Raw genomic sequence first — 20,929 nt, forward strand, 5'->3', positions numbered from 1 at the left:
TGATCGCCCAGGCGCGGTCGCGCCCAGGTTCCAGCGGCAGTCGTCAAAAAAGGCCGATCAGGCGGGCGCGAGCCAGCGCTCTGCCAGCGCGCCCCAGTAGGCGGCGCCGGTCAGCAGAATGTCGTCGTTGAAGTCATAGGCCGGGTTGTGCACCATCGGCCGCGATACCCCATTGCCAATGAACAGGTAGGCGCCCGGGCAGCGCTGCAGCATCCAGGCGAAGTCTTCGCTGCCCATCAGCTTGCGGGTGTTGCCATCCACCGCCTCGGCACCGAGCAGCTCTACCCCTACCTGCGTGGCGAAGGCATTTTCCGCTGCATGGTTGACCAGCACCGGGTAAGCCGGGCGGTGTTCGATGCTGGCGCGGCAGCCAAAGCTTTCGGCCTGGCTGACGATGATCGCCCGCACCCGTTCCAGGGTCTGCGCCCGTACTTCGGCGTTCAGCGCGCGCAGGCTCAGGCGCAGTAGCGCCTGTTGCGGGATCACGTTGGCCGCTTCGCCAGCCTGCAACGCACCGACGGTGACCACCGCCGCCTCCTGCGCATCGATATTGCGCGCCACCACGGTTTGCAGCGCCATCACCACACTGGCCGCTGCCACCAGCGGGTCGACGGTCAGGTGCGGCATCGAGCCATGGCCGCCCACCCCGTCGAGGGTCACCGTGAGCAGGTCTTGCGAGGCCATCATCGGCCCCTCGCGAAAGCCAAGGTGCCCGGCCGGCAGCCCAGGCATGTTGTGCATGCCGAACAGTGCATCGCAGGGGAAGCGTTCCAGCAGGCCGTCGGCCAGCATTGCCTCGGCGCCACCCTGGCCCTCTTCGGCCGGCTGGAAGATCAGCGTCAGCGTGCCGTCGAACTGCCGGGTCGCCGCCAGGTAGCGCGCCGCGCCCAGCAGCATGGTGGTGTGCCCGTCATGGCCACAGGCGTGCATGCAGCCTTGATGCTGGCTGCTGTAGGCCGCGCCCGTTGCTTCGTGGATGGGCAACGCGTCCATGTCGGCGCGCAGGCCCAGGCGGCGTGGGCTGCTGCCATTGCGCAGCACGCCGACCACTCCGGTCTTGCCGATGCCGGTGTGTACTTCATAGCCCCATTCCAGGAGCAGCCGGGCGACCAGCGCCGAAGTGCGGCTTTCTTCGAACCCCAGTTCCGGGTGGGCATGGATATCGTGACGGATCGCGTGCAGGTCGCTGGCCACATCGTTCAGCCAGGCCAGAATGTGCTGATGTCGGGACATGTAGAGTCTCCTCGCGCGGGTGGTTTCCCGTTCTTGTTGTTCGCCTTGAGGTCACGACGGGTGAGGCAGGTCGTGCTTGGCTGACAGATAAGCGCGAGTGACGAGGGATAACAAACGAATGTGGTTCCACCCAGCGGAACCAGTCGCGGAGGCGGGAAGTGGTGTGAGCAATGGAGTGGTCAAATTTCCGGGGCTTAGTAGCTGAAACACCGGGGCAGGTTGTCCACCCGCACCTCTTCGCTCAGCCGGTCCGACACGTCGTAGGCAAAGCTGTAGGTGGCGTTGTTCTCGTTGACCAGTGCGGTCAGGCGGACGGCCTTGTCGTACTCGTCCTGCTAACGCTCCACCTGGGCCAGGGTGTTCCACCACAGGTGCTTGGACTTGTCGGTCGCATCGATGATGGTGTGTGGCAGGCCGTCGTCGCTGTTCAGGTACTCGGTGATCTGGCCCAGTGCATCGATTTCGGCGAGCAGGTTGCCCTTGTCGTCGTAGCGTGCCTGCCAGGTGCTGCTATCCAGATAACTGACCTTGGTCACCAGCGTGGTCAGGTGGTGATAGTCATAGGCAGTCTTGCACCCCAACGGGTCGCCGTTATGATTTATCACGGCGGTCAGCTGGCCGTGTTCGTAGTAGAGATACTGCGCGAGTGTCTCGACCGCCTCATTGTTGACCAGCCGTTTGATGTCGGTCAGGCGCCCCTGCGGGTTGTCATAATGCAGGTGCGCACGGAGGCCGCCGGTAGCGCTTAACCTTGGGTTCCACCTTGAGTAGGTGTGGTTCATGGCTCGCACTAAATATTTTCGCAAAATAACTAAAAATTACGCCCGAAAGTTCTCGTTTGACTCTGAATTCTCCAAAAATATTGACATCCACGAATCCATTACATCCCAAACATCGATTCCTTTCGTAGGAGTATCTGGCTTTTCATGCCACCAAATAAACGCCTCACCCTTAAATGCCCCCTCACCTATAGCCAAGTAATCACCAGCCCCGCTAGAAAATACGCCTAACATATCGGGAAGCGCTGGATACTCTTCGTCACACAGGTCCTTTATTTGAACGAAATCCTCCAGTCTCGATGGACCCATGGTACAACCGATGTAAAAACCAAAGCCATTATGCAGCTTTGAGTAAAACTGCTTAAAATCCGCAGGCAGGTCAGGACAGTCATCTAAACTCGAACTTTCAATACCTACTGGAGCGCCCCCCATATAGAAGCACAAATCACCACCATCGACGTAAACATACATAAGATACGGCTTATCACTTACGGCCAAAACAGTGCCTAGCACGCACTTATCAAGCCACGCGCTTACCCATGGTAACTTTTCAGAAAAATCGACCCACTCCGCCGGGATATGTTTTTTTTCATCATCTAAAAAACCAAAGCCAAGCCACTGCTTGGGAAATTTTACTTCAAGGGGCACGTCACAAGATGCGAAATACACATCATAGCCATTTAACTCAGTCACAATACGCTGCTTTAAAGACTCAGACCAATTCATTCCCACCCTCCTTAACAGTTTGCCATTGACCAGCGTCTCCGCTCGCACCAGCCGGTTTTCGCAGTCATAGCTGAAATGCTGCAACTTGCTGTGCCCCGAGCGCTTCTCGATCAGGTTGCCCCACGGGTCGTAGCGGTACTCCTGATCGCGCCACTGCCTGATCCGGTTGTCCTTGACCTTGTCAAACTGCCGCGCAGAAGTCCAGGCGGTTCGCCGCCGCGTCATAACGAAACTCTTCACTGCCGATCAGTGAACCGGTATCGCGGCTGCGCAACTGGCCGTTGGCTTCGTACTCGTACTTGATCTCGCCATGCAGTTTGTCGAGCGTGCGCACCAGTTCTCCTGCTGGGTCGTACTGGTAACGCCGGTGGATCGGGTTATACGCGTGCTCCACCAGCAGCGACGTATTGATGCCGGTGTTATGTACCTGGGAAAGCTTGTCAGCGGGTAGCGTCGAGGCAAACTGCCAGGCCTTGCGCCCCATGGTGTCATAACCAAAGCAACTGGTGAGCTTGCCCTGGGTGCGGTACACCTCGCGATGCAGGTCGTCACGCTCCATGTCGCTGATCACCTGGCCGTCCAGGTTCAACTGGTGCAGATGCCCGCTGCCGTAATACAGGTGGTTGACCTGACGGCCATCTGGCAGGGTCAGCGTGGTCAGGTTGCTGAGTGGGTCGTACGCATAGCCGAGCGTGCCGTCGGGCGTAATCTCTTGGGTCAGCCTGCCCAGCAGATCGTAGGCATATTCAAGCTTTTCCTCAGTCACCCCAAGCTGCTTGCCGACAGTGCTGGGCTTGCGCTCGATGCTCAATAAACGGTCGCCATCGTCATAGGTGAACTGCTGCTGGGTGTCGCGATTGAGCTTGCTGATCAAGCGGCCGATAGCATCGCGCTCGAACAGCGTGTGACGCTCTGGACCTTCAGCGTTTTCGCCATAGCCAATCTCATCCAGCCGCGTGAGGTGGCCGCCAACGTTGTAGCTGAAACGCCGGGTCAGGTTATCCACCCGCACCTCTTCGCTCAGCCGGTCCGACACGTCGTAGGCAAAGCTGTAGGTGGCGTTGTCTTCTTAGACCAGTGCGATCAGGCCCAAGGCATTGGCGAGTTTTCGGCTGTTGATGACAACGCTGGGTGAGACCTTGGTAATTGCCCCAGTAGAGGTCGCATCGAACTTAAAGCAAACGAGTCAACTAGAGTGGGAATACCCACCCCAGAATTCGGCCAAATCGAACATCAACACTGATCAAGCGAAAGCGAAAATTTTAACTTCATCAAGCAGACCTTTAATTGGCAATGGCTGCTCATCCTTTCTATCTCTAATCAAGACATACTCACCTTCGCCGGGAGAGATAATCTCAATGATTTCATCGGACCAATTAGTCACTTCAATAAAACCACTAGAAACTCCGTTAAGAGCGTCAATTTCCCTCAATAAATCTAGCCACTTGAGGAATGCCCCGGCCTCATCGGTACCACCACCGGTTTTGGGATTATCAAAATAAACCCGAAGTTTAGGGCAAGGCTGCCTCTGCCAATTTAATGTTGGCACGTAATGCAGACGCAACTCTTTGAACTCTTCAACAGTCTCGCGCCCGGAAAATTCGCACCTAAAGATTGGCAAGCATAAAAAAAGATCATCTCTAACCACCCCATCATTACCTTTCAGGTAACCATGGAAATTGCTAGGAACAACGATTACATGAGTGAAGCCTCTTTCAGATGAGCACAACTCAAATATTGAGGGAGATACTCGACTTACCTCTGGCGGAATAGAATTTAAAACATTGAGCGCTAGCGAATCTTTTATCTCGTCTTGAGAAACAACAATCAAATCTAGATCATCGGATGATTTTAACCAATAATTGTATGTATAATCCCGCATTTCATCCTGAAAAAAGCAAACGCCACCAACAAGATCTCTAACGGAATCGTATTCTTCAAGTAGATCATTTCGTGATATCATAGCAATATGCCTCACTCGTAGTTTGGACCAACGTCTTGTCTATATCTAACCCCGCTAGCCCCCATCTTGGCACCCTCGGAACTGTTAGCGGAGCGTAACTTCAGGCTCATATTGCCGGTATCATTATAGAAGTCATTTCTCTCAGCTCGAGTTGAATTATAGCCGACTTCATTCCAATGCTCAACAACAGGTTTGTTATGCTCTATGGTCAACCTCGGGTCGTTCCTGTATACCTTATCACCATCCGCAGTCATTACTTTTCCAGCATGTTTTCCACTTTGGATTGTATTAGCATCTAAAACTTCTTCTTTTACACCTGCTCGATAGCCACTGGGGTATTCTGTCTTCCTATTAAGCCTGGCGCCATCTGTTGACTTTATAAATCTACCATCTGGCCCACGCACAGGCCTGGACATGGGTGGAGCTTCAACATCTGGCTTAGATCTAGGAACAATTTTTACATTTCCTAAGTTTGAGCCAAAGCCTTGGACTTTAATTTCATAGCGAGCATCAAACGCCTTCCCGCCCTTGGCGCCGATCCCCCCTCCAAGCAGAGCACCACCAAACGCCATCAACTTCTGGCCGTCGGAGCCCTCTCCAAACAGCTCGCCGCCGGCCCAATGCCCTGCCATGCCACCCGCTATACCACCCACCAACCCTGCGACCACCAAAACAGGACTTGCCAGCACAAATGCACTTGCCAGTCCCACCCCCATGACTGCACGCTCCAACCAGACAGGGACCTCCGGGTCAATGGCATCCGTCGTCTCGGTGCCCCCACCTATATATACATTGGGAGAGCCCGCACTTATTTTCGCGTCGCAAACTGTTCTGTCACCTACTCGAGCCGCAGGCTGACCATTTATATATACCGAATCGCTGCCCTGAGCTAATATCTTAGGGATCCCGGGATGATCAGAGCACTCGGCATCATCCAGATGCGCCCTCGCAGCAGGTTTCCCATTTATATAAACGTTGCCCGACCCTGATCGTATTTGTCCCGTTTCACTACAGGCGAACGATAAGCTACCAATCAGTTGACCAATTCCAGCGCCAGTAGCGGCTCCCGCGCCCACCATCGCAGCGAGGGCTACCGCCCCAAGCCCGCCGGTACCAACCACGGCAATACCGATGAGCACTGCACCTGCACCAATCGCCAAACCAGCAAGTAGTCCGCCTAAGGCGCTAGAGTGCTCGATTGGATCGTCTAATCTCGCGGCAGCCGCAGTCATGCCGACTCGACCTGTTGAACATCCCCCTCTCTCGTAGGCGGAATGCGCAATTGAAGACTATCAACTAAAGTATTGAAAGCACTACGCTCATCTTCTGTCATGCCTTTGGCATTGTTACTCGTACCGGTAATCTGCATGAGCAAAGGGCGCTTGTGCTCATCGTGATGCAGAAAAATCAGCTGTACTTGATGAACCGGTTGGCCTTGTTGCCGCCAGCGAAACTCTACACGCCGCGCCTCCAACCCAGCCACCTCTACCGGGGTAACCGGCTCGATCCACTGAACATGGGACAACGTCTTTTTCAATTCACCCAGCAGTTGTTGTGCAAGCGTCTCCAAGTCTGCATCCTGCTCCGCAGGCGAACGCCCAACAACGAGCGAGAACGGGCTTGGCCCTATATCCGTCAATGTAAAAACATGAAAAGTCTTGTCTTTTAAGTTCTCTGGACGAACGAAGCTCAATTCATTTGTAAGAAAGCGCTCCGGCGGAGGAGGTTCTACATTGAGAGCGCCCTCTTCCAGACGCTCACGTTCAACGCGCTCTTCGCGCTCGCGTCGCTCAGCTAATCGGTCGTAGATATTACCGCGCATGGGACCTTTCCTTGTCGCTAATCAAGACTTGTTCAGATTAATTATCGTGCTGCCTGCAACGTCCACAGTGATACCTGACAGGGTAATCGTGCCATCCGAATTCATCTCCAGCTTGCTGTTTCCGACCTCAAGCGTAATAGACGTTGCCGCCTTAATTTTCACCGCCCCTTGATCCACGGTCACAAAGTACGACCCCTCTTCCACCGCAATGCTGGTTTCCAGCTTGATCGTCTCGGAATGCTTACCTTCGACATTGATCGTTCGATTGCCACCCACCTTGAGACTCTCATCTGCCTCAACCTCGGTATCCAGGTTGCGCTCAGCATGCATGATGATTTGCTCGGCGCCGGCCTTGTCTTCGAAGCGGAAGAAGTTGGCATTCGACCCTTTGCCTTTGGTAGAGCGCGTCAGGAACCCACTCTGGGTCTTGTTCGCCGGCAGTGCCCACGGCGGGGTGTTGCTGCTGTTGTACAGGCTGCCCATGATCAACGGGCGGTCCGGGTTGCCGTCGAGGAACACCACCACCACTTCATCGCCCACACGCGGGATCTGGATGCTGCCGAAGCCGCCACTGGCGCCGGACTGGGCGACGCGTACCCAGCACGAACTGTGGTCGTTGTGCTGGCCTTTACGGTCCCAGTGAAACTGGATTTTCACCCGGCCCAGTTCGTCGGTGAATATCTCTTCGCCGGGTGGGCCAACGATGATGGCCGTCTGCGGGCCGGCGATGGTCGGCCGGGGAGTGCTCAGTTGCGGGCGGAACGGGATCTTCTTGCGCACGCAACTGAACGTGTTGAAATAGCTCGCCTGTTGGCCGCTGAGGTAGTTGTTGTGGCCTTCGCTTTCCACGCTCATCAGCAGGAACTGTCGGTCCTCTACGGCGCCTTGATCGTGGCTGTAGTGCTGCAGCAGTTCGAAGGTATAGCCGGGCTTCATGGCACGGCAATTACTGGCGCCTTCGAACTTTTTGCCGCGCAGCTCCAGCGCTTCGATACGTAGGCGCAGCAGGGTTTCGCCTTCATCGTAGGTGCCGTGGGTGTACTGACCGGGGAAGTCGTAGATCTCGAAGTTCTCGACATCGCCCTGCTTGTTCACGCTGTTCAGCGCCACCGGCAGGCGGTTGTTGGGCTGGCGGTAATCGAAGGTCTGCGTGGCCATCTTGCCGGACTGCAGCTGGCGGTTGCCGCTCCACTGGGTGATGGAGTCAGCGGTCTCGGTGACCGAGGCACTGTGGAAACGGATTTGCGGTTGCTCGGGGATGTCCACCAGCGTGCTGGAGTCATCGCAGATGATCATGGTGTGGCCTTCTGCGGTGTGCTCAAAGTAATAGAACATCCCCTCTTCCTCCAGCAGGCGCTGGACGAAATTGAAATCGGTTTCGCGGTACTGGGTGATGTAGGTGTAGCGCTTCTGCGGGCGGGTCAGGCGGAACTCGTGGCGGGAGAAAGCCGGACACAGGGCGAATACTTCGGTGACCACTTCCTCGACCGTGTTGCCTTGGAAGATCCGCGTGTCGAAGCGGTTCTTCAGCATCGAAAACCAGGGGTTGAGGGTGGCGGTGTAACGGGCCATGCCGCCATCGCTGCCAATGCTGGCAAAGCGCGTAAGGTAACCGGTGATGTGGCGTGGAGCACCTTCGGCCAACTCGATCTCGATGCTCACGTGCTGGCCCATCATGGATTTAAGCGGCACGCCAGAGTCTTCGCAGATCAGCAGCAGTTCGTAGTTGAACGCCCGCGAAAGGCCCTCGACGCCCTTGAAGGTTTCCAGCAACAGTTCCTGCTCAGGGTTGGCCAGGTTGTGAAACTTGAACAGCCGGCGGTTCTGCGGCGATAGCAGCGCGGAGGCCAGTTCCATGATCATGCGAAATCTCCTTGAAAACAGGGCCAGCACGCGCTTGCGATGCTTAGCTACAACTTTGTTCATGCGGGATGCCAGGCAGGCGCACCGCGATTTCATGCGACCGACAGCACCCGAAAAAGTGCCGCGGCGCGTTGACAGAAACGCGACAGCTGTCACGCTTTTGCACGTCAGGGCAATTTCCTGAGCCTGCCGTTATCGCTTCCCGTACAACAGTGCATCCAGTTCATCCACCTGCGGTGCGCGGTCGAACAGTTCCTGTGCCAGCTTCTGGATATGCTGCGACCAGGCGACCTTCTCCACCCACTCCGGTGGCATGCCTGACACACCGTACAGCGCGCCAGCCAGCTGGCCGGCTGTGGCCGCGACGCTGTCAGCATCATCGGCAAGGTTGGCGGCCAGAAGAATCGCGTCATGGAAGTTGTTGCTGTTCCATACAGCCCACAGGGCTGCCTCCAGCGTGTCGACCACATAACCAGAAGAGCGGATCTGATCGCGGCTCTTCTGTTTGTACTCGCCAGCATTGATGATCATCGGGCGCGGACGCAGCGAGCGCACCGCAGGTGCAAGGGTTTCTTCCTTGTCTGCACCGTTCAGTGCCAGATGCAGTTGTGCGGCGAGCAACTGGCAACAGTTCACCGCTTCATCGGCGTTATGGGTCACGCTGCTCTGCGTGACGCTTTCCCACCAACTCGCAGACAGTGAATGTCGACGAAAGATGGCCGTGGGCGCGAGGCGTATGATCGAGCCATTACCTGCAGTGGACGGGTCGTAGTTGCCTTGCCAACCGATGCCTTCGCGCAACCAGCCTTCAAGCGCGTTACGTGTAGCGTTGCCGATGTCGAAACAACGGCCATTGACACTGTTTTCCCCGTGTCGATACCAGCGCACCAAGGCATTTGCGTAGGTGGCGTAGTCGAACTTGCCCTGGCTTACATACGTATCCGCCAAGCAAAGCGCCATGCTAGTGTCATCGGTCCACTCGCCGGCAGCAAGCCTGAATGGCCCGCCACCGACCATGTCGTTCACATGCTCCCGGTCGCGCGGCAGGAACTCGAGCGTGGTGCCTACCGCATCGCCAATGGCCAGGCCCAGCAACGCGCCTTTGGCGCGGTCCAGTGCCTGTTCTGGCGTCAAGGTACAGGCCCTGGACTGCAACCAGCGCGGCTTGCTCGCCGGCTCTGCTGGGGCGTCTGCCCGCACGTTGTAGTCCATCCTCTGCTGCAGCTGCCGGGAGGGCTCCGGCGACAGGTGCGCGTAGCGCTCGACGTAGTCGGACAGCAATGCGTTTGGGCTTCTTAGATCGATCATGGGATTTCTTTGAGAATAAATTGAGTGACGGAGCCATTGTCGACCCTGTCGACAACATTGAAGCGCGTGCCTGGCCCAAACAATACCTCAGCTTCCCTGTGGCCAGACAGAAAGCTGATATCTTTGCCAGTCACGCCCTGCAAGGTCATCTTCACATTACCGTTGAATGCCAGGGCACGGTCTGCAGAAGTACTCAGGAACGCTGCATCACTGGTTGGCAGACCGACTTGCATCCTCGACATGACATCCTCCGGCAACGTAGTACCGCGGAAGGTATCCCCCAACGTGTAGGACGGTAGCTTTGCGAGGCCTTCGTTGGCATGCGTGACGAAGGCCTCCATCTGCGGGCTAAGCGGGGTCTGCCCGCGCAGCGCCGGGTTGATCCACTGATAGCCTTCGTTGGTGGTGTAGCCATGCAGCGCGCCGATCTGATCGTCCGTGAGCAAGGCTGAACGCTTAGGGTCGGTGAAGTCGGCGATGCGCCTGCCCGTGGATATCCAGCGGTCTGCAGTCTGACTACCCACGGCCTCTTGCAAAGACATGACTGCCGGTTTTGCTACAGGCTTCGGTGCCGAGGCTTTTTCCGGCTGACGAGAAGGCTGCAGCGGCTCAGGTTTCTTGAGGGGGGTGGGGCCCTTGATCTGCAGGTCTGGGTGAGCCAGCAGCTTGGCTTCGTTCTTGGCGAGCCAGGCACCAAACTGCTTGTTGGCAATGTCGGCCTGCAGCTTGGCACTGCGCGTGGCAATGTTCTCCATGCTGCCCATGATGCCTGCCTTCATCTGTCCGCGCAGCAGGTAGGTGACGATGGCCATCAGTAACAACAACACCAGCTGTTCCTGCCCGCGGGCCAGCTGCCGCGCGGCGCGTTCGGTTCGCTCCTGGATAACGGCCACCGACCCTCCAGTAGGGTCCAGCCCGGCAGGCTTGACGCCTTCTTCGGCATTCCAGGCCGTAGCGATACCCTCCTGAAGAGTGGCCAGGCAAACCGGCAGCCCTTTGATGAAGTATTCGGCGATCGCCGACAGGCCCAACGCAAGAAGGATCAGGTTACCGACCTCCAGACCGATGCCCGCCCCTGCCACGGCGCCGGGCGCCGCGCCGACGCCAAAGGCCAAAGCACCGATCGCACCGCCTGCAGCAGAGCCCACGGCAATACTCCCACCGAGGATCATCGACACTTCCTTCACCAGTTGCAGCAGCACCGGCAAAATCTGTTCGATACCGATCGAAGCCCATTTGCGCTTGAGGTCTTCCTGGAAGATCGGATACGACATCGCCAGTGCCTGTTGCACATTGTCGATGCGATGGCCACCCAGGTAGCCATAGGCTTGGCCGGCGCCATCACTAACGCGCCGAGAGAAACCGTGCCAGCTGTCATTGGCGCTCTGCAGCCCCTGGTGGATGCTCTGGTTCACCGCGCTGAATTTCTGATCGAGGCTGCGCTCGATGTCACTCCAGCTAGGGACGTTAGCTAAAAGGTCCATTTTCTAGATCACAGTCCGTTGAAGAATGGCGTAATTGACACACACCTTGGCGAGCCTGAAGGAAACACAACTGAGCCAACTGATAGCGTATGCCTGCTACGCGAAGTCTGCCGCGTGAGCACCGATTCGAGGGCGTCCGTAATCATGTCAATGCATCCTGCATCAAGCTGGAAATCGCCCAATGAAAACGTGCTTGACAGAGGCTGTCAAATGATGGCCTTGCGCTATAGGGCCATGGAGCTAACGTCAAAATGCCTTTACCAAATGGCGTATTACGGGTTGTTGGAGCAGTAGACGCGTCCGCGATTAAGTAAGTCGGATTGTGTCCGTTGGGTTGGAGAACGCGTATTACGTGGCCATTCAGTCCGGTCCCGGCGTGAAGATCCAACGCCCCGATTGAATGTCGCCGCACAACCTCGACAGCTATGAACGCCTCTCGCCTCTAGTTCAACAGGTTGACGGGCGATAGCATCCCTTCACAGGTGCCTCTAGCCACGCCATATTCCGTCGCACTGCCATCATTCCACCTTGCCTTGTCATCACCCCGCCAAGCACTCGGTCGCCGCAAAAAATGGGACCTGATTCACTTTTTGAAAGATATTTTTGCCGATAATTTTCATCGATCTCCGGCCCTACTCGCCCCCCAAATTTAGGGCTTGAGCCGCCGTTCCCCGCGCCCCGGCCCCATCGCCAATATCACAGCGCCATTATTGCGCCGCGTCACAATACGAGTAATAAATCGCCCCCTTCGCCGGAACTTCTTCCGCAGTGAGGTGCCCTACTCGGCATTGCTGGCAACACAATATTCATGTGCCAGCACTCAAATTTACCGCCGCCGAAGGCTCTATTTCAGGTCCGCGCCATTGGCGTTTCAGGACGATCAAGCAGGCACATGGACGATGCACCGATGACCCAGACATTCGATGTCGAAGTACTGATCAAGCTGCGTAGCCAGACGCGGGCGATCTCCGATGCGCTGAAGGCGCAGGCGGCGGATTACCTTGCCACCGTGGCGCCGCTGATCCGTCCGCAAACCCTGTTTGGCGAATACCTGCAAGGCGCCCAACGCAGCAGCGGGCGCGAAACCCAGGGCCATTTCCAGTCCCTGATCGAACTCTACGATCGCATCGGCTCGGCCGCGCCATTCCAATTGGTCAGCGAATTGGAAGTGCCGCTGAACCTGATCAGCACCACCCCCGAACTGTTCCCGCTGGAGTACGACAAGGCCCTCGCACAGAGCGGCCAGGTCATCCGCATCACCAGCCCGACACGCTGGGTGGTGGGCTTCCACACCTTCGAACTGGCGCGGTTTCGCAACGTCATCAAAGACCCCAACCGCAGCAGCGCCGAGCTGTACCGCTTCGTGGTGCACTACCTGGTGCTGTTCTACTGCCTGAGCAAGTCGCCAGGCCTTGGCCGGCTGTTCGAAGGCCTGCGCTACAGCCTGAGCTTCGAGCGCCTCAAGGGCTTTGGTGACTTGCCGTTCTGCGTCATCAGCTCGCCGGTGCGTTCGGAACTTCCCGACGATTCGGTCATCCGTAGCAGCACGCAAATTGCCGGCAACACCAGCTTCGAAGAGCTGGTGGGCCGCGACAACATTCTGGAAATGAACGACGACATCCGTCAGCGCCTGCTGCTGACGATCGAAGGCCTGTAACCCGCAACGCCCCTTACCGGGCCGCGCAATGATTCGCAGCGAACTGCTCGCACTGGAGAACACGATGGCGAAGAAGGAAAGCACTCAGCACAAACTCGACCGCGTCCGCGCGCCTCGGGTCCATATCACCTACGACGTGGACATCGGCGATGCCATCGAGAAAAAGGAGCTGCCCTTCGTCGTCGGCGTACTGGGCGACTTTTCCGGCAACCCGCTGGAGCCGCTGCCCAAGCTCAAGGACCGCAAGTTCGTCTTCATCGACCGCGACAATTTCAACGGTGTGCTCAAGGGCATCAAGCCACGCCTGACCTACCGCGTCGACAACACCCTGGCCAAGAACGGCACCCAGCTGGGCGTGGAGCTGAACTTCAACAGCCTCGAAGACTTCGAGCCACAGAACGTGGTCAAGCAGGTGGAACCACTGCGCAAGCTGCTGGAAGTGCGCAACAAGCTGGCCGACCTGCGCAACAAGATGGGCGGCAACGACAAGCTCGAAGAGCTGCTGATGGACGTGCTGCAAAACACCGAAAAGCTCAAGACCCTGGGCAAGGAATTCGGCCGTGAAGCCGAAGTGAAAGACCCATCCAGCAGCGATCGCGCCTGAGCAGGAGCCTTAACATGACCGACAAGCAAACCGCACCGCAACAGGCTGGCGAACTGGTCGAAGTGGAAAACTTCGCCCCACAGCCCTCGCTGCTGGACAGCATCATTTCGCAAAGCCGCGTGGCCCGTTCCGACACCGAACGCAACCGCACCCGCGACCTGATCGGCGAACTGGTGAACCAGGTGCTCGAAGGCGAGATGACCCCGAGCAAGGACCTGATCGCCGTGCTCGACTCGCGTATCGCCGAAATCGACGCGATGCTCTCCGAGCAGATGAACGAAATCATGCACGCTCGCGAGTTCCAGCAGCTGGAAGCCTCCTGGCGTGGCCTGAAGTACCAGGTAGACCAGACCGAAACCAGCACCACGCTGAAAATTCACCTGCTCAATGCCTCCAAGAAAGACCTGGTACGTGATCTGAAGGCTGCCAGCGAATTCGACCAGAGCGCACTGTTCAAGAAAGTCTACGAAGAAGAGTACGGCACTTTCGGTGGCGCGCCGTTCGGCATGCTGATCGGCGACTACGAATTCAACCGCAACCCCGAAGACATGTACCTGCTGGAAGAGATCTCGCACGTGGCCGCAGCGGCGCACGCGCCGTTCATCTCCGCCGCCTCCCCTGAACTGTTCGGCTGGGACTCGTTCACCGAGATGTCCGGCCCGCGAGACCTGGCGAAGATCTTCGACACCGTCGAATACGCCAAGTGGAAATCGTTCCGCGCATCGGAAGACTCTCGCTACGTCGGCCTCACCCTGCCCCATGTGCTTGGCCGCCTGCCGTATGGCCCCGATACCACGCCGGTGGAGGAATTCAACTTCGTCGAAAGCGTCGACGGCCGTGACCACAACAAATACCTGTGGATGAACGCCGCCTATGCCCTTGGCACCCGCGTCACCGATGCCTTCGCCCGCTACGGCTGGTGCGTAGCCATCCGCGGCGTGGAAGGGGGCGGCCTGGTCGAAGGCCTGCCGACCCACACCTTCAACACCGACGATGGCGAAATCGCCCTCAAGTGCCCGACCGAAATCGCCATTACCGACCGCCGCGAAAAAGAGCTGTCGGACCTGGGCTTCATCCCCCTGGTGCACTGCAAGGGCACCGATTATGCCGCATTCTTCGGCACCCAGTCGGCGCAGAAGCAAAAGCAGTACAACACCGACATCGCCAATGCCAACGCACGCCTGTCGGCCCAACTGCAATACATCTTCGCCACCTCGCGTATCGCCCACTACATGAAGGCGATCATGCGCGACAAGATCGGCAGTTTCGCCTCGCGCATGGACGTGGAGCGCTTCCTCAACCAGTGGCTGGCCAGCTATGTGCTGCTCGACGATACCGCCAGCCAGGAAGCCAAGGCCAAGTTCCCGCTGCGTGAGGCCCGCGCCGAGGTGTTCGAGGTGCCAGGCAAGCCAGGCGTGTACAAGGCCGTCACGTACCTGCGCCCGCACTACCAACTGGACGAACTGACCGCCTCGCTGCGGCTGGTCGCCGAGCTGCCACAAGGCGCGCGCGGCTGACAGCCCGCTGTGTACAGGGATGACACATGAGTAACCAGGCCCGCCTGCTGCCCTCGCTGCTCGACCGACTGCTGGACGACCGTCCCTATCAGTCGGCCGAGCCGGCCGCGCAGCGTACCTGCTCGCTGGCCGAGTACAAGGCCAGCATCGTCCGCGACCTGGAAGTGCTGGTGAATACCCGCCAATCGCTGGTCGCCGAGGCGCTCGACGGTTTCAGCCAACTCGGTGGTTCCATCCTTGAATACGGCATGCCTGACTTCATCAGCCGCAGCGTGCTCGACCCACACGATCGTCGCCTTATCCAGCAGCAGCTGGAGCGTGCGATAAGCACCGGCGACCGGCGCTTTCGCCGGGTCCGTGTGCAGCTCTTGGCCCAGCAGGACGGCCACCGCATGTTGACCTTCCGCGTGGACGCCGTGTTGCGTCTGCAGGACATCAGCCGCCAGGTGTCGTTCGACGCCGTGCTGCAGGTCAACACCCAGGAATACAAAGTGCAGAACCTCAACTGATGCTCGACGAACTGCTGCCCTACTACGAAAAGGAACTGTCGCACCTGCGCTTCCTCGGCCAGGAGTTTGCTGCGCAGTACCCGAAAATCGCTTCTCGTTTGCTGATCGAGGGCGACAACTGCGAGGACCCGCATACCGAGCGCCTGATCGAGGCGTTCTCGTTCCTTTCTGCGCGGGTGCACAAGAAGCTCGATGACGAGTTCCCGGAAATCGTCGAATCCTTCCTCGAGGTGCTGTACCCGCATTACCTGCGCCCGACCCCGTCCATGTCGATTGCCGAGTTGAGCCTGGGCAGGCATGAGAAAGTCACCGAGGCATACCACGTGGCGCGCCATACCGAAATGCATGCCAATGCCGTCGAGGGCGTGGTGTGCAAGTTCCGCACCTGTTACCCCGTAGAGCTGTGGCCGATTGCCGTGCAGCAGGCCTCGTTCGCCGAAATGGAACGCTCGGCATTCAACGGCCACAGCGCCGACCTGGTCGCACGCCTGCGTATCCGCCTGACCGCCACAGGTGATGCCCTGTTCGGGCAGATGGAAATGGACCGCCTGCGGTTTTTCCTCGACGGCGAAGCCACGCTGATGCTGCATCTATATGAGTTGCTGTTCAACAACCTGGCCAAGGCCACCCTGAGCTTCCACGACGAGGGCCGCAGCCGTGAAGTCGCGCTGCCAGCCGGTGCGCTAAAGGCCGTGGGTTTTACCCGTGACGAAGGCCTGGTGGATTACTCCGAGCGCTCGTTCCTGGGCTACCGGCTGCTGCACGAGTATTTCACCTTCCCCGACAAACTCATGTTCTTCGACCTCAGTGGTTTTGCACGCATCCTGCAAGGCAAGGCTATCGAGCAGGTCGAGATCAATTTCTATTTTTCCGACTACGACCTCAGCGAGCGCCTGGCGCGGCTGACGCAGAACATCGGGCGCAACAATTTCAAGCTCAACTGCACGCCAATCATCAATCTGTTCCGCCAGCAGGCCGAGCCGATCAAGCTGACCCACACCCAGCACGAGTACCCGGTCACGCCTGATACCCGGCTGCACAACGCTGCCGAAGTGGTGTCGATCGACCGCGTGCGCCGGGTGCGCAAACTTGGCGGCATCGACCAGGTCACCACCTGCCTGCCGTTTTTCGAGCCCCGTGGCGAACAGGACCCGCACAGCAGCTTCTGGGTCGCCCGTCGGCGCAATCAGGGTGACGCCACGGCCATGAGCATCCGCGTGGTCGACCGTGACCTGGAGCTGATCGGCGCCAGCAGCGACACCCTCAGCATCGGCCTCACCTGCAGCAACCGCGATGTGCCGCTGATGCTGCCGTTCGGTGGCGAGCGTGGCGATTTCAACATTCCCGCCAACTCGGTAATCAAGGACATCCGCTGCCTGCGCAAGCCCACTGCCACCGTGCGCGTGCCCTTGGGCAAAGGCTTGATCTGGCGGCTGATCGCGCACCTGTCGCTGAACCATATGTCGCTGGTCAGCCAAGGCCGCGAAGTGCTGCTGGAACTGCTGTCGCTCTACAACTACCGCAACGTGTCGGCCATCCGCAAACAGATCAATGGCATCAAGGCCATCAGCAGCGAGCCAGTGGTTGCGCGCATCGGCCATCCGCGGCCGAATTTTGTGCGGGGCGTAGGCATTACCCTCACCCTCGACGAGCACCAATACACCGGCAGCGGCGTGTTCCTGTTCGGCATGGTGCTGGACCACTTCTTCGGCCAGTACTGCTCGATGAACAGCTTCACCCAACTGACCCTGCGTACCCAACAACGAGAAAAGAGAATCGTCCAATGGCCAGCACGCACTGGCGATCAGCCCCTGGTCTGATCGATCAGGCCCGAGCCGAGCCGCACCGATTCGAATTCTTTCAATTGGTGCGCCTGCTCCGCCTGCACTACAGCCGCACCGGTCGCATGGACCTGGCAACCCGGCCCCATGAAGACCCGCTGCGTTTCCGCACCCAGTTGTCGCTGGCATTTCCGGCCAGCGAGGTCAGCGACCTGCACTTTGAGCGCGAAGGCAAGCTATCGCCGGCTGGCCTGCCACTGTCGGAAGTGCAGGTTACCTTCATGGGCCTGGTCGGGCCGTCGGGCGTGCTGCCGCGCCCGTATACCGAGTTGCTGCTCGAGCGCCATGTGCAATACCGCGACGATGCCGCCCATGCGTTTCTCGACATCTTCTCGCACCGTATGACCACGCTGTTCTACGAGGCCTGGCAAAAATACAAGTTCCATATCGAGCACGAGCGCAATGGCACCTCGGGTTTCGATGGCTACCTGCTCAACCTGGCGGGCTTCGGGCCGCGCGCGCAAAAACTGAAGTTCGAAGAACAACCGTCAGTATTGCGTCGTGAGCTGTTCAGCTATTTTGCCGGCCTGCTCAGCCAGAAGCCGCGCAATGCGCTGAACCTCGAACGGATGCTCGGCTTCTATTTCTCGTTGCCGATCCACGTCAAGCAGTTCGCCGGTCGTTGGTTGCACCTGCCGCCTGAACAGCGCACCCAGCTTGGGCGGCGCAACGCCCAGCTCGGCCAAAGCGCCGTAGCGGGCAAGCGAACCTGGGATTACCAATCGTGCATTCGCATCGAGCTGGGCCCACTGAGCCTGGCCGATTACCAGCGTTTTCAGCCGGGCACCGAGTGCTATCGCAAGCTGGTCGAGTTGGTGCGCTTCTATATAGGTGCCGGGCTGGACTTCGAAATCGCCCCGCGCCTCAAGCGCGAGGCAGTGCCACGCGCCCAGCTCGGCCGCAAAGGCAATGTCGCCTTGGGCTGGATGGGCTGGCTCAAACGCCCTGGCCGTGACGCGGAGCCTTCGCGTTGCGCCGTTTTCCACATTCCTTACGATGGGGTCGCCTTGTGAACCTGAAGTCTCTGTTCGCCAAGCTAAACGAAACCAGCCGCACGGCCACCGAAAGCGCGGCGGCCCTGTGCCTGTCGGAGCATCACTACGATGTCGAGGTTGAGCACCTGCTGCTGCAACTGCTCGACAGCAGTGACAATGACCTGGCACCGATCCTGCGCCACTATGAGGTCGTCACCGAGCGCCTGCAGGCGCAACTGGTCACCGCCCTGGGCACCTTCAAGAAAGGCAATACCCGTACCCCAGCGCTGTCGCCGCACATCACCCGCATGATCGAGCAGGCCTGGTTGCTGGCATCGATCGAGTATGGCGTTGGCCAAGTACGCAGCGGCCACTTGCTGCAAGCCCTGCTTGATGATGCCGAACTGCGCCGAGTGGTGATGGCTTCGGCACCGGAGCTGGAAAAGATCAATGCCAATGACCTGCGCCTGAACCTTGCCGCACTGGTCGAAGGTAGCGCCGAGTCGCGGCAGGCCAGCCCCCTGGCCAGCCCCGCAGCACCGATTGCCAGCAGCACTAAAGCTGGGGGCAAGACCCCAGCGCTGGACCAGTACACCGTCAACCTTACCCAAAGTGCCCGCGAAGGCCGCATTGACCCAGTCCTGGGCCGCGAGTTCGAAGTGCGGCAAATGGTCGACATCCTCACCCGTCGCCGGCAAAACAACCCGATTCTCACCGGTGAAGCCGGGGTCGGCAAAACCGCCGTGGTCGAGGGCCTGGCCCTGAGAATCGCCCAGGGCGATGTACCAGCGGTGCTCAAGGATGTGGCCCTGCACACCCTTGACCTGGGCCTGCTGCAGGCGGGCGCCGGGGTAAAGGGCGAGTTCGAAAACCGCCTGAAAGCGGTCATCGAAGAGGTCAAGCGCAGCCTGCACCCAATCATCCTGTTCATCGACGAAGCCCACACCCTGATCGGTTCTGGCGGCCAGGCCGGGCAGAACGATGCCGCCAACCTGCTCAAGCCGGCCCTTGCCCGTGGCGAACTGCGCACCATCGCCGCCACCACCTGGGCCGAATACAAGAAGTACTTCGAGAAAGACGCCGCCCTCGCCCGCCGCTTTCAGGTAGTAAAGGTCGAAGAACCTGATGAAGACAAAGCCATTCACATGCTGCGCGGGCTACTGGGCAAGATGCGCGAGCACCACAAGGTGGCGGTGATGGACGAAGCGCTGGTACAAGCGGTGCGCCTGTCCAACCGCTACATCACCGGCCGCCAGCTGCCCGACAAAGCCGTTAGCGTGCTCGACACCGCCTGCGCCCGAATCGCCCTGGCGCAGTCGTCGCAGCCAGGCTTGCTGGAAGACTGCCGTCGGCAGATCGACAACCTGCAGGCAGAAATCGCCGTTCTTGGCCACGAAGCGGGCAAAGGCCATGACCATGCCCGTCGCCTAGGCGAGCTGCAGGCCGCGTTGCAGACCGAACAGCAGCGCGAGCAGCAGCTCATCGCGCAGTGGCAACAGGAGCTGGAACTGGTCGAGCAACTCAAGGCACTGGATGCCGCCAACGACACCGACGCCGAGCAGCTCAATACCCTGCGCGCCGAACTGGCCCGTGTGCAAGGTGACCAGCCACTGGTCCACGCCCTGGTCGACAGCGGCGCCATTGCCCAGGTCATCAGCGGCTGGACCGGCATCCCGCTGGGCAAGATGCTGCGCGACGAAATCGATACCGTACAGCGCCTGCCGGCCCTGCTGGGCGAGCGCGTACTGGGCCAGGACCATGCCCTGCAGGAAATCGGCAAACGCATCAAGATTTCCCGTGCGCGCATGGAAGACCCCAACAAACCCATCGGCGTGTTCCTGCTGCTCGGCCCCAGCGGCGTCGGCAAGACCGAAACTGCCCTGGCCCTGGCCGATACGCTGTACGGCGGCGAGCGCAACCTGATCACCATCAACATGTCCGAGTACCAGGAGGCCCACACCGTGTCGAGCCTCAAAGGCTCGCCCCCCGGCTACGTCGGTTACGGCGAAGGCGGCGTGCTGACCGAGGCGGTACGCCGCAAACCCTACAGCGTGGTGCTGCTGGACGAGGTGGAAAAAGCCCACCCCGACGTACTCGAACTGTTTTTCCAGGTCTTCGACAAGGGCGTGCTGGACGACGGTGAAGGCCGCGAGATCAACTTCCGCAACACAGTGATCATCCTCACCTCCAACACCGGCACCGAACGCATCATGCAAACCTGCCTGAATGCCACCGAGCTGCCAACGCCAGAGGCCATCGTCGAAGGCCTGCGCAACGAGCTCAACCAAGTGTTCAAGCCGGCGTTTCTCGGCCGCCTGAACATCGTGCCGTTCTACCCGGTGCAGGACCAGATCCTCGAGCGCATCGTCGCCCTCAAGCTCGAGCGTATCGCCAAGCGCTTCGCCCGCAACCACCAGGCCGAGTTGGGCTACGACGAGGCGCTGGTCAAAGCCATCGCCGCCCGTTGCACCGAGGTCGACAGCGGCGCACGCAACATCGACAACATCCTGTCGCAAACCCTGATGCCCGAGCTCGCCCAGCGTGTGCTCGAACGCATGGCCCAGGACACACCGATCGAGCGCCTTGTGATCGAACTGGGCAGCGATGGCGATTTCGCCTATCGCCTGGCCTGACCAGTACCCGGAGGTT

Annotated in this window: 14 protein-coding genes and 2 pseudogenes; 7 read left to right on the plus strand and 9 right to left on the minus strand. The window is 59.0% G+C overall.

Annotation, left to right across the window (positions count from 1 at the left end; genetic code table 11):
• Positions 1-57 precede the first annotated feature (57 nt).
• The 9 genes and pseudogenes from DM807_RS17515 to tre1 all read right to left on the minus strand — a co-directional run bounded on the left by DM807_RS17515 (position 58) and on the right by tre1 (position 11,178).
• Positions 58-1,233, minus strand: a complete 1,176-nt coding sequence (locus DM807_RS17515) for a M20 aminoacylase family protein (protein WP_012272389.1) — start codon at positions 1,231-1,233, stop codon at positions 58-60.
• A gap of 197 nt (positions 1,234-1,430) precedes the next feature.
• A pseudogene (locus DM807_RS17520) lies at positions 1,431-2,024 on the minus strand (hypothetical protein); the annotation flags it as partial.
• A 663-nt stretch (positions 2,025-2,687) separates the two neighbouring features.
• Positions 2,688-3,807 (minus strand): annotated as a pseudogene (locus DM807_RS17525) (type IV secretion protein Rhs); the annotation flags it as partial.
• Positions 3,808-3,981: 174 nt separating this feature from the next.
• A complete protein-coding gene (locus DM807_RS17530) occupies positions 3,982-4,701 on the minus strand; it encodes a hypothetical protein (RefSeq protein ID WP_179027614.1) in 720 nt (239 codons plus the stop codon).
• Positions 4,702-4,712: 11 nt separating this feature from the next.
• The gene (locus DM807_RS17535; protein WP_082421418.1) at positions 4,713-5,933 is read right to left on the minus strand and encodes a PAAR domain-containing protein; all 1,221 of its coding nucleotides are present in this window, start codon (positions 5,931-5,933) and stop codon (positions 4,713-4,715) included.
• Positions 5,930-6,523 carry a DcrB-related protein gene (locus DM807_RS17540; protein ID WP_060493879.1) on the minus strand — a complete coding sequence of 198 codons (594 nt, stop codon included), beginning with the start codon at positions 6,521-6,523 and terminating at the stop codon, positions 5,930-5,932. Before DM807_RS17540 ends, DM807_RS17535 begins: the two co-directional genes overlap by 4 nt.
• Before the next feature lie 21 nt (positions 6,524-6,544).
• Entirely contained in the window at positions 6,545-8,386 is a 1,842-nt protein-coding gene (locus DM807_RS17545; protein WP_179027615.1) for a type VI secretion system Vgr family protein, read from the minus strand.
• A gap of 192 nt (positions 8,387-8,578) precedes the next feature.
• Positions 8,579-9,694: an ADP-ribosylarginine hydrolase Tri1 gene (gene tri1, locus DM807_RS17550; RefSeq protein ID WP_012272394.1), complete on the minus strand. Its 1,116-nt coding sequence runs from the start codon at positions 9,692-9,694 to the stop codon at positions 8,579-8,581.
• Positions 9,691-11,178 carry an NAD(+)--protein-arginine ADP-ribosyltransferase Tre1 gene (gene tre1, locus DM807_RS17555; protein ID WP_060514566.1) on the minus strand — a complete coding sequence of 496 codons (1,488 nt, stop codon included), beginning with the start codon at positions 11,176-11,178 and terminating at the stop codon, positions 9,691-9,693. Before tre1 ends, tri1 begins: the two co-directional genes overlap by 4 nt.
• A 907-nt stretch (positions 11,179-12,085) precedes the next feature.
• Here tre1 and DM807_RS17560 point away from each other — a divergent pair.
• From DM807_RS17560 to tssH, 7 genes are all read left to right on the plus strand, one after another.
• Positions 12,086-12,835 (plus strand): hypothetical protein, encoded by a 750-nt coding sequence (locus DM807_RS17560; RefSeq protein ID WP_179027616.1) that lies wholly within the window; start codon positions 12,086-12,088, stop codon positions 12,833-12,835.
• Between the two features lie 64 nt (positions 12,836-12,899).
• A complete protein-coding gene (tssB, locus tag DM807_RS17565) occupies positions 12,900-13,439 on the plus strand; it encodes a type VI secretion system contractile sheath small subunit (protein WP_012272397.1) in 540 nt (179 codons plus the stop codon).
• A 14-nt stretch (positions 13,440-13,453) separates the two neighbouring features.
• Entirely contained in the window at positions 13,454-14,956 is a 1,503-nt protein-coding gene (gene tssC, locus DM807_RS17570; protein ID WP_012272398.1) for a type VI secretion system contractile sheath large subunit, read from the plus strand.
• A 26-nt stretch (positions 14,957-14,982) separates the two neighbouring features.
• Positions 14,983-15,465 (plus strand): type VI secretion system baseplate subunit TssE, encoded by a 483-nt coding sequence (tssE, locus tag DM807_RS17575; RefSeq protein WP_012272399.1) that lies wholly within the window; start codon positions 14,983-14,985, stop codon positions 15,463-15,465.
• On the plus strand, positions 15,465-17,285 hold the full coding sequence (gene tssF / locus DM807_RS17580) for a type VI secretion system baseplate subunit TssF (protein WP_179027617.1): 1,821 nt from the start codon (positions 15,465-15,467) through the stop codon (positions 17,283-17,285). The genes tssE and tssF overlap by 1 nt, the downstream gene beginning before the upstream one ends.
• Positions 17,249-18,319 carry a type VI secretion system baseplate subunit TssG gene (gene tssG / locus DM807_RS17585; RefSeq protein ID WP_060493115.1) on the plus strand — a complete coding sequence of 357 codons (1,071 nt, stop codon included), beginning with the start codon at positions 17,249-17,251 and terminating at the stop codon, positions 18,317-18,319. Before tssF ends, tssG begins: the two co-directional genes overlap by 37 nt.
• Positions 18,316-20,913, plus strand: a complete 2,598-nt coding sequence (tssH, locus tag DM807_RS17590; RefSeq protein ID WP_012272402.1) for a type VI secretion system ATPase TssH — start codon at positions 18,316-18,318, stop codon at positions 20,911-20,913. Before tssG ends, tssH begins: the two co-directional genes overlap by 4 nt.
• Positions 20,914-20,929: the final 16 nt, after the last annotated feature.

Source organism: Pseudomonas hunanensis, from assembly GCF_013393325.1.
GTDB lineage: Bacteria > Pseudomonadota > Gammaproteobacteria > Pseudomonadales > Pseudomonadaceae > Aquipseudomonas > Aquipseudomonas putida_P.

Coding starts and splice junctions, on each gene's coding strand:
- DM807_RS17515 (WP_012272389.1), bottom strand. CDS start 1,233: ATGTCCCGACATCAGCACATTCTGGCCTGGCTGAACGATGTGGCCAGC.
- DM807_RS17530 (WP_179027614.1), bottom strand. CDS start 4,701: ATGATATCACGAAATGATCTACTTGAAGAATACGATTCCGTTAGAGAT.
- DM807_RS17535 (WP_082421418.1), bottom strand. CDS start 5,933: ATGACTGCGGCTGCCGCGAGATTAGACGATCCAATCGAGCACTCTAGC.
- DM807_RS17540 (WP_060493879.1), bottom strand. CDS start 6,523: ATGCGCGGTAATATCTACGACCGATTAGCTGAGCGACGCGAGCGCGAA.
- DM807_RS17545 (WP_179027615.1), bottom strand. CDS start 8,386: ATGATCATGGAACTGGCCTCCGCGCTGCTATCGCCGCAGAACCGCCGG.
- tri1 (WP_012272394.1), bottom strand. CDS start 9,694: ATGATCGATCTAAGAAGCCCAAACGCATTGCTGTCCGACTACGTCGAG.
- tre1 (WP_060514566.1), bottom strand. CDS start 11,178: ATGGACCTTTTAGCTAACGTCCCTAGCTGGAGTGACATCGAGCGCAGC.
- DM807_RS17560 (WP_179027616.1), top strand. CDS start 12,086: ATGACCCAGACATTCGATGTCGAAGTACTGATCAAGCTGCGTAGCCAG.
- tssB (WP_012272397.1), top strand. CDS start 12,900: ATGGCGAAGAAGGAAAGCACTCAGCACAAACTCGACCGCGTCCGCGCG.
- tssC (WP_012272398.1), top strand. CDS start 13,454: ATGACCGACAAGCAAACCGCACCGCAACAGGCTGGCGAACTGGTCGAA.
- tssE (WP_012272399.1), top strand. CDS start 14,983: ATGAGTAACCAGGCCCGCCTGCTGCCCTCGCTGCTCGACCGACTGCTG.
- tssF (WP_179027617.1), top strand. CDS start 15,465: ATGCTCGACGAACTGCTGCCCTACTACGAAAAGGAACTGTCGCACCTG.
- tssG (WP_060493115.1), top strand. CDS start 17,249: ATGGCCAGCACGCACTGGCGATCAGCCCCTGGTCTGATCGATCAGGCC.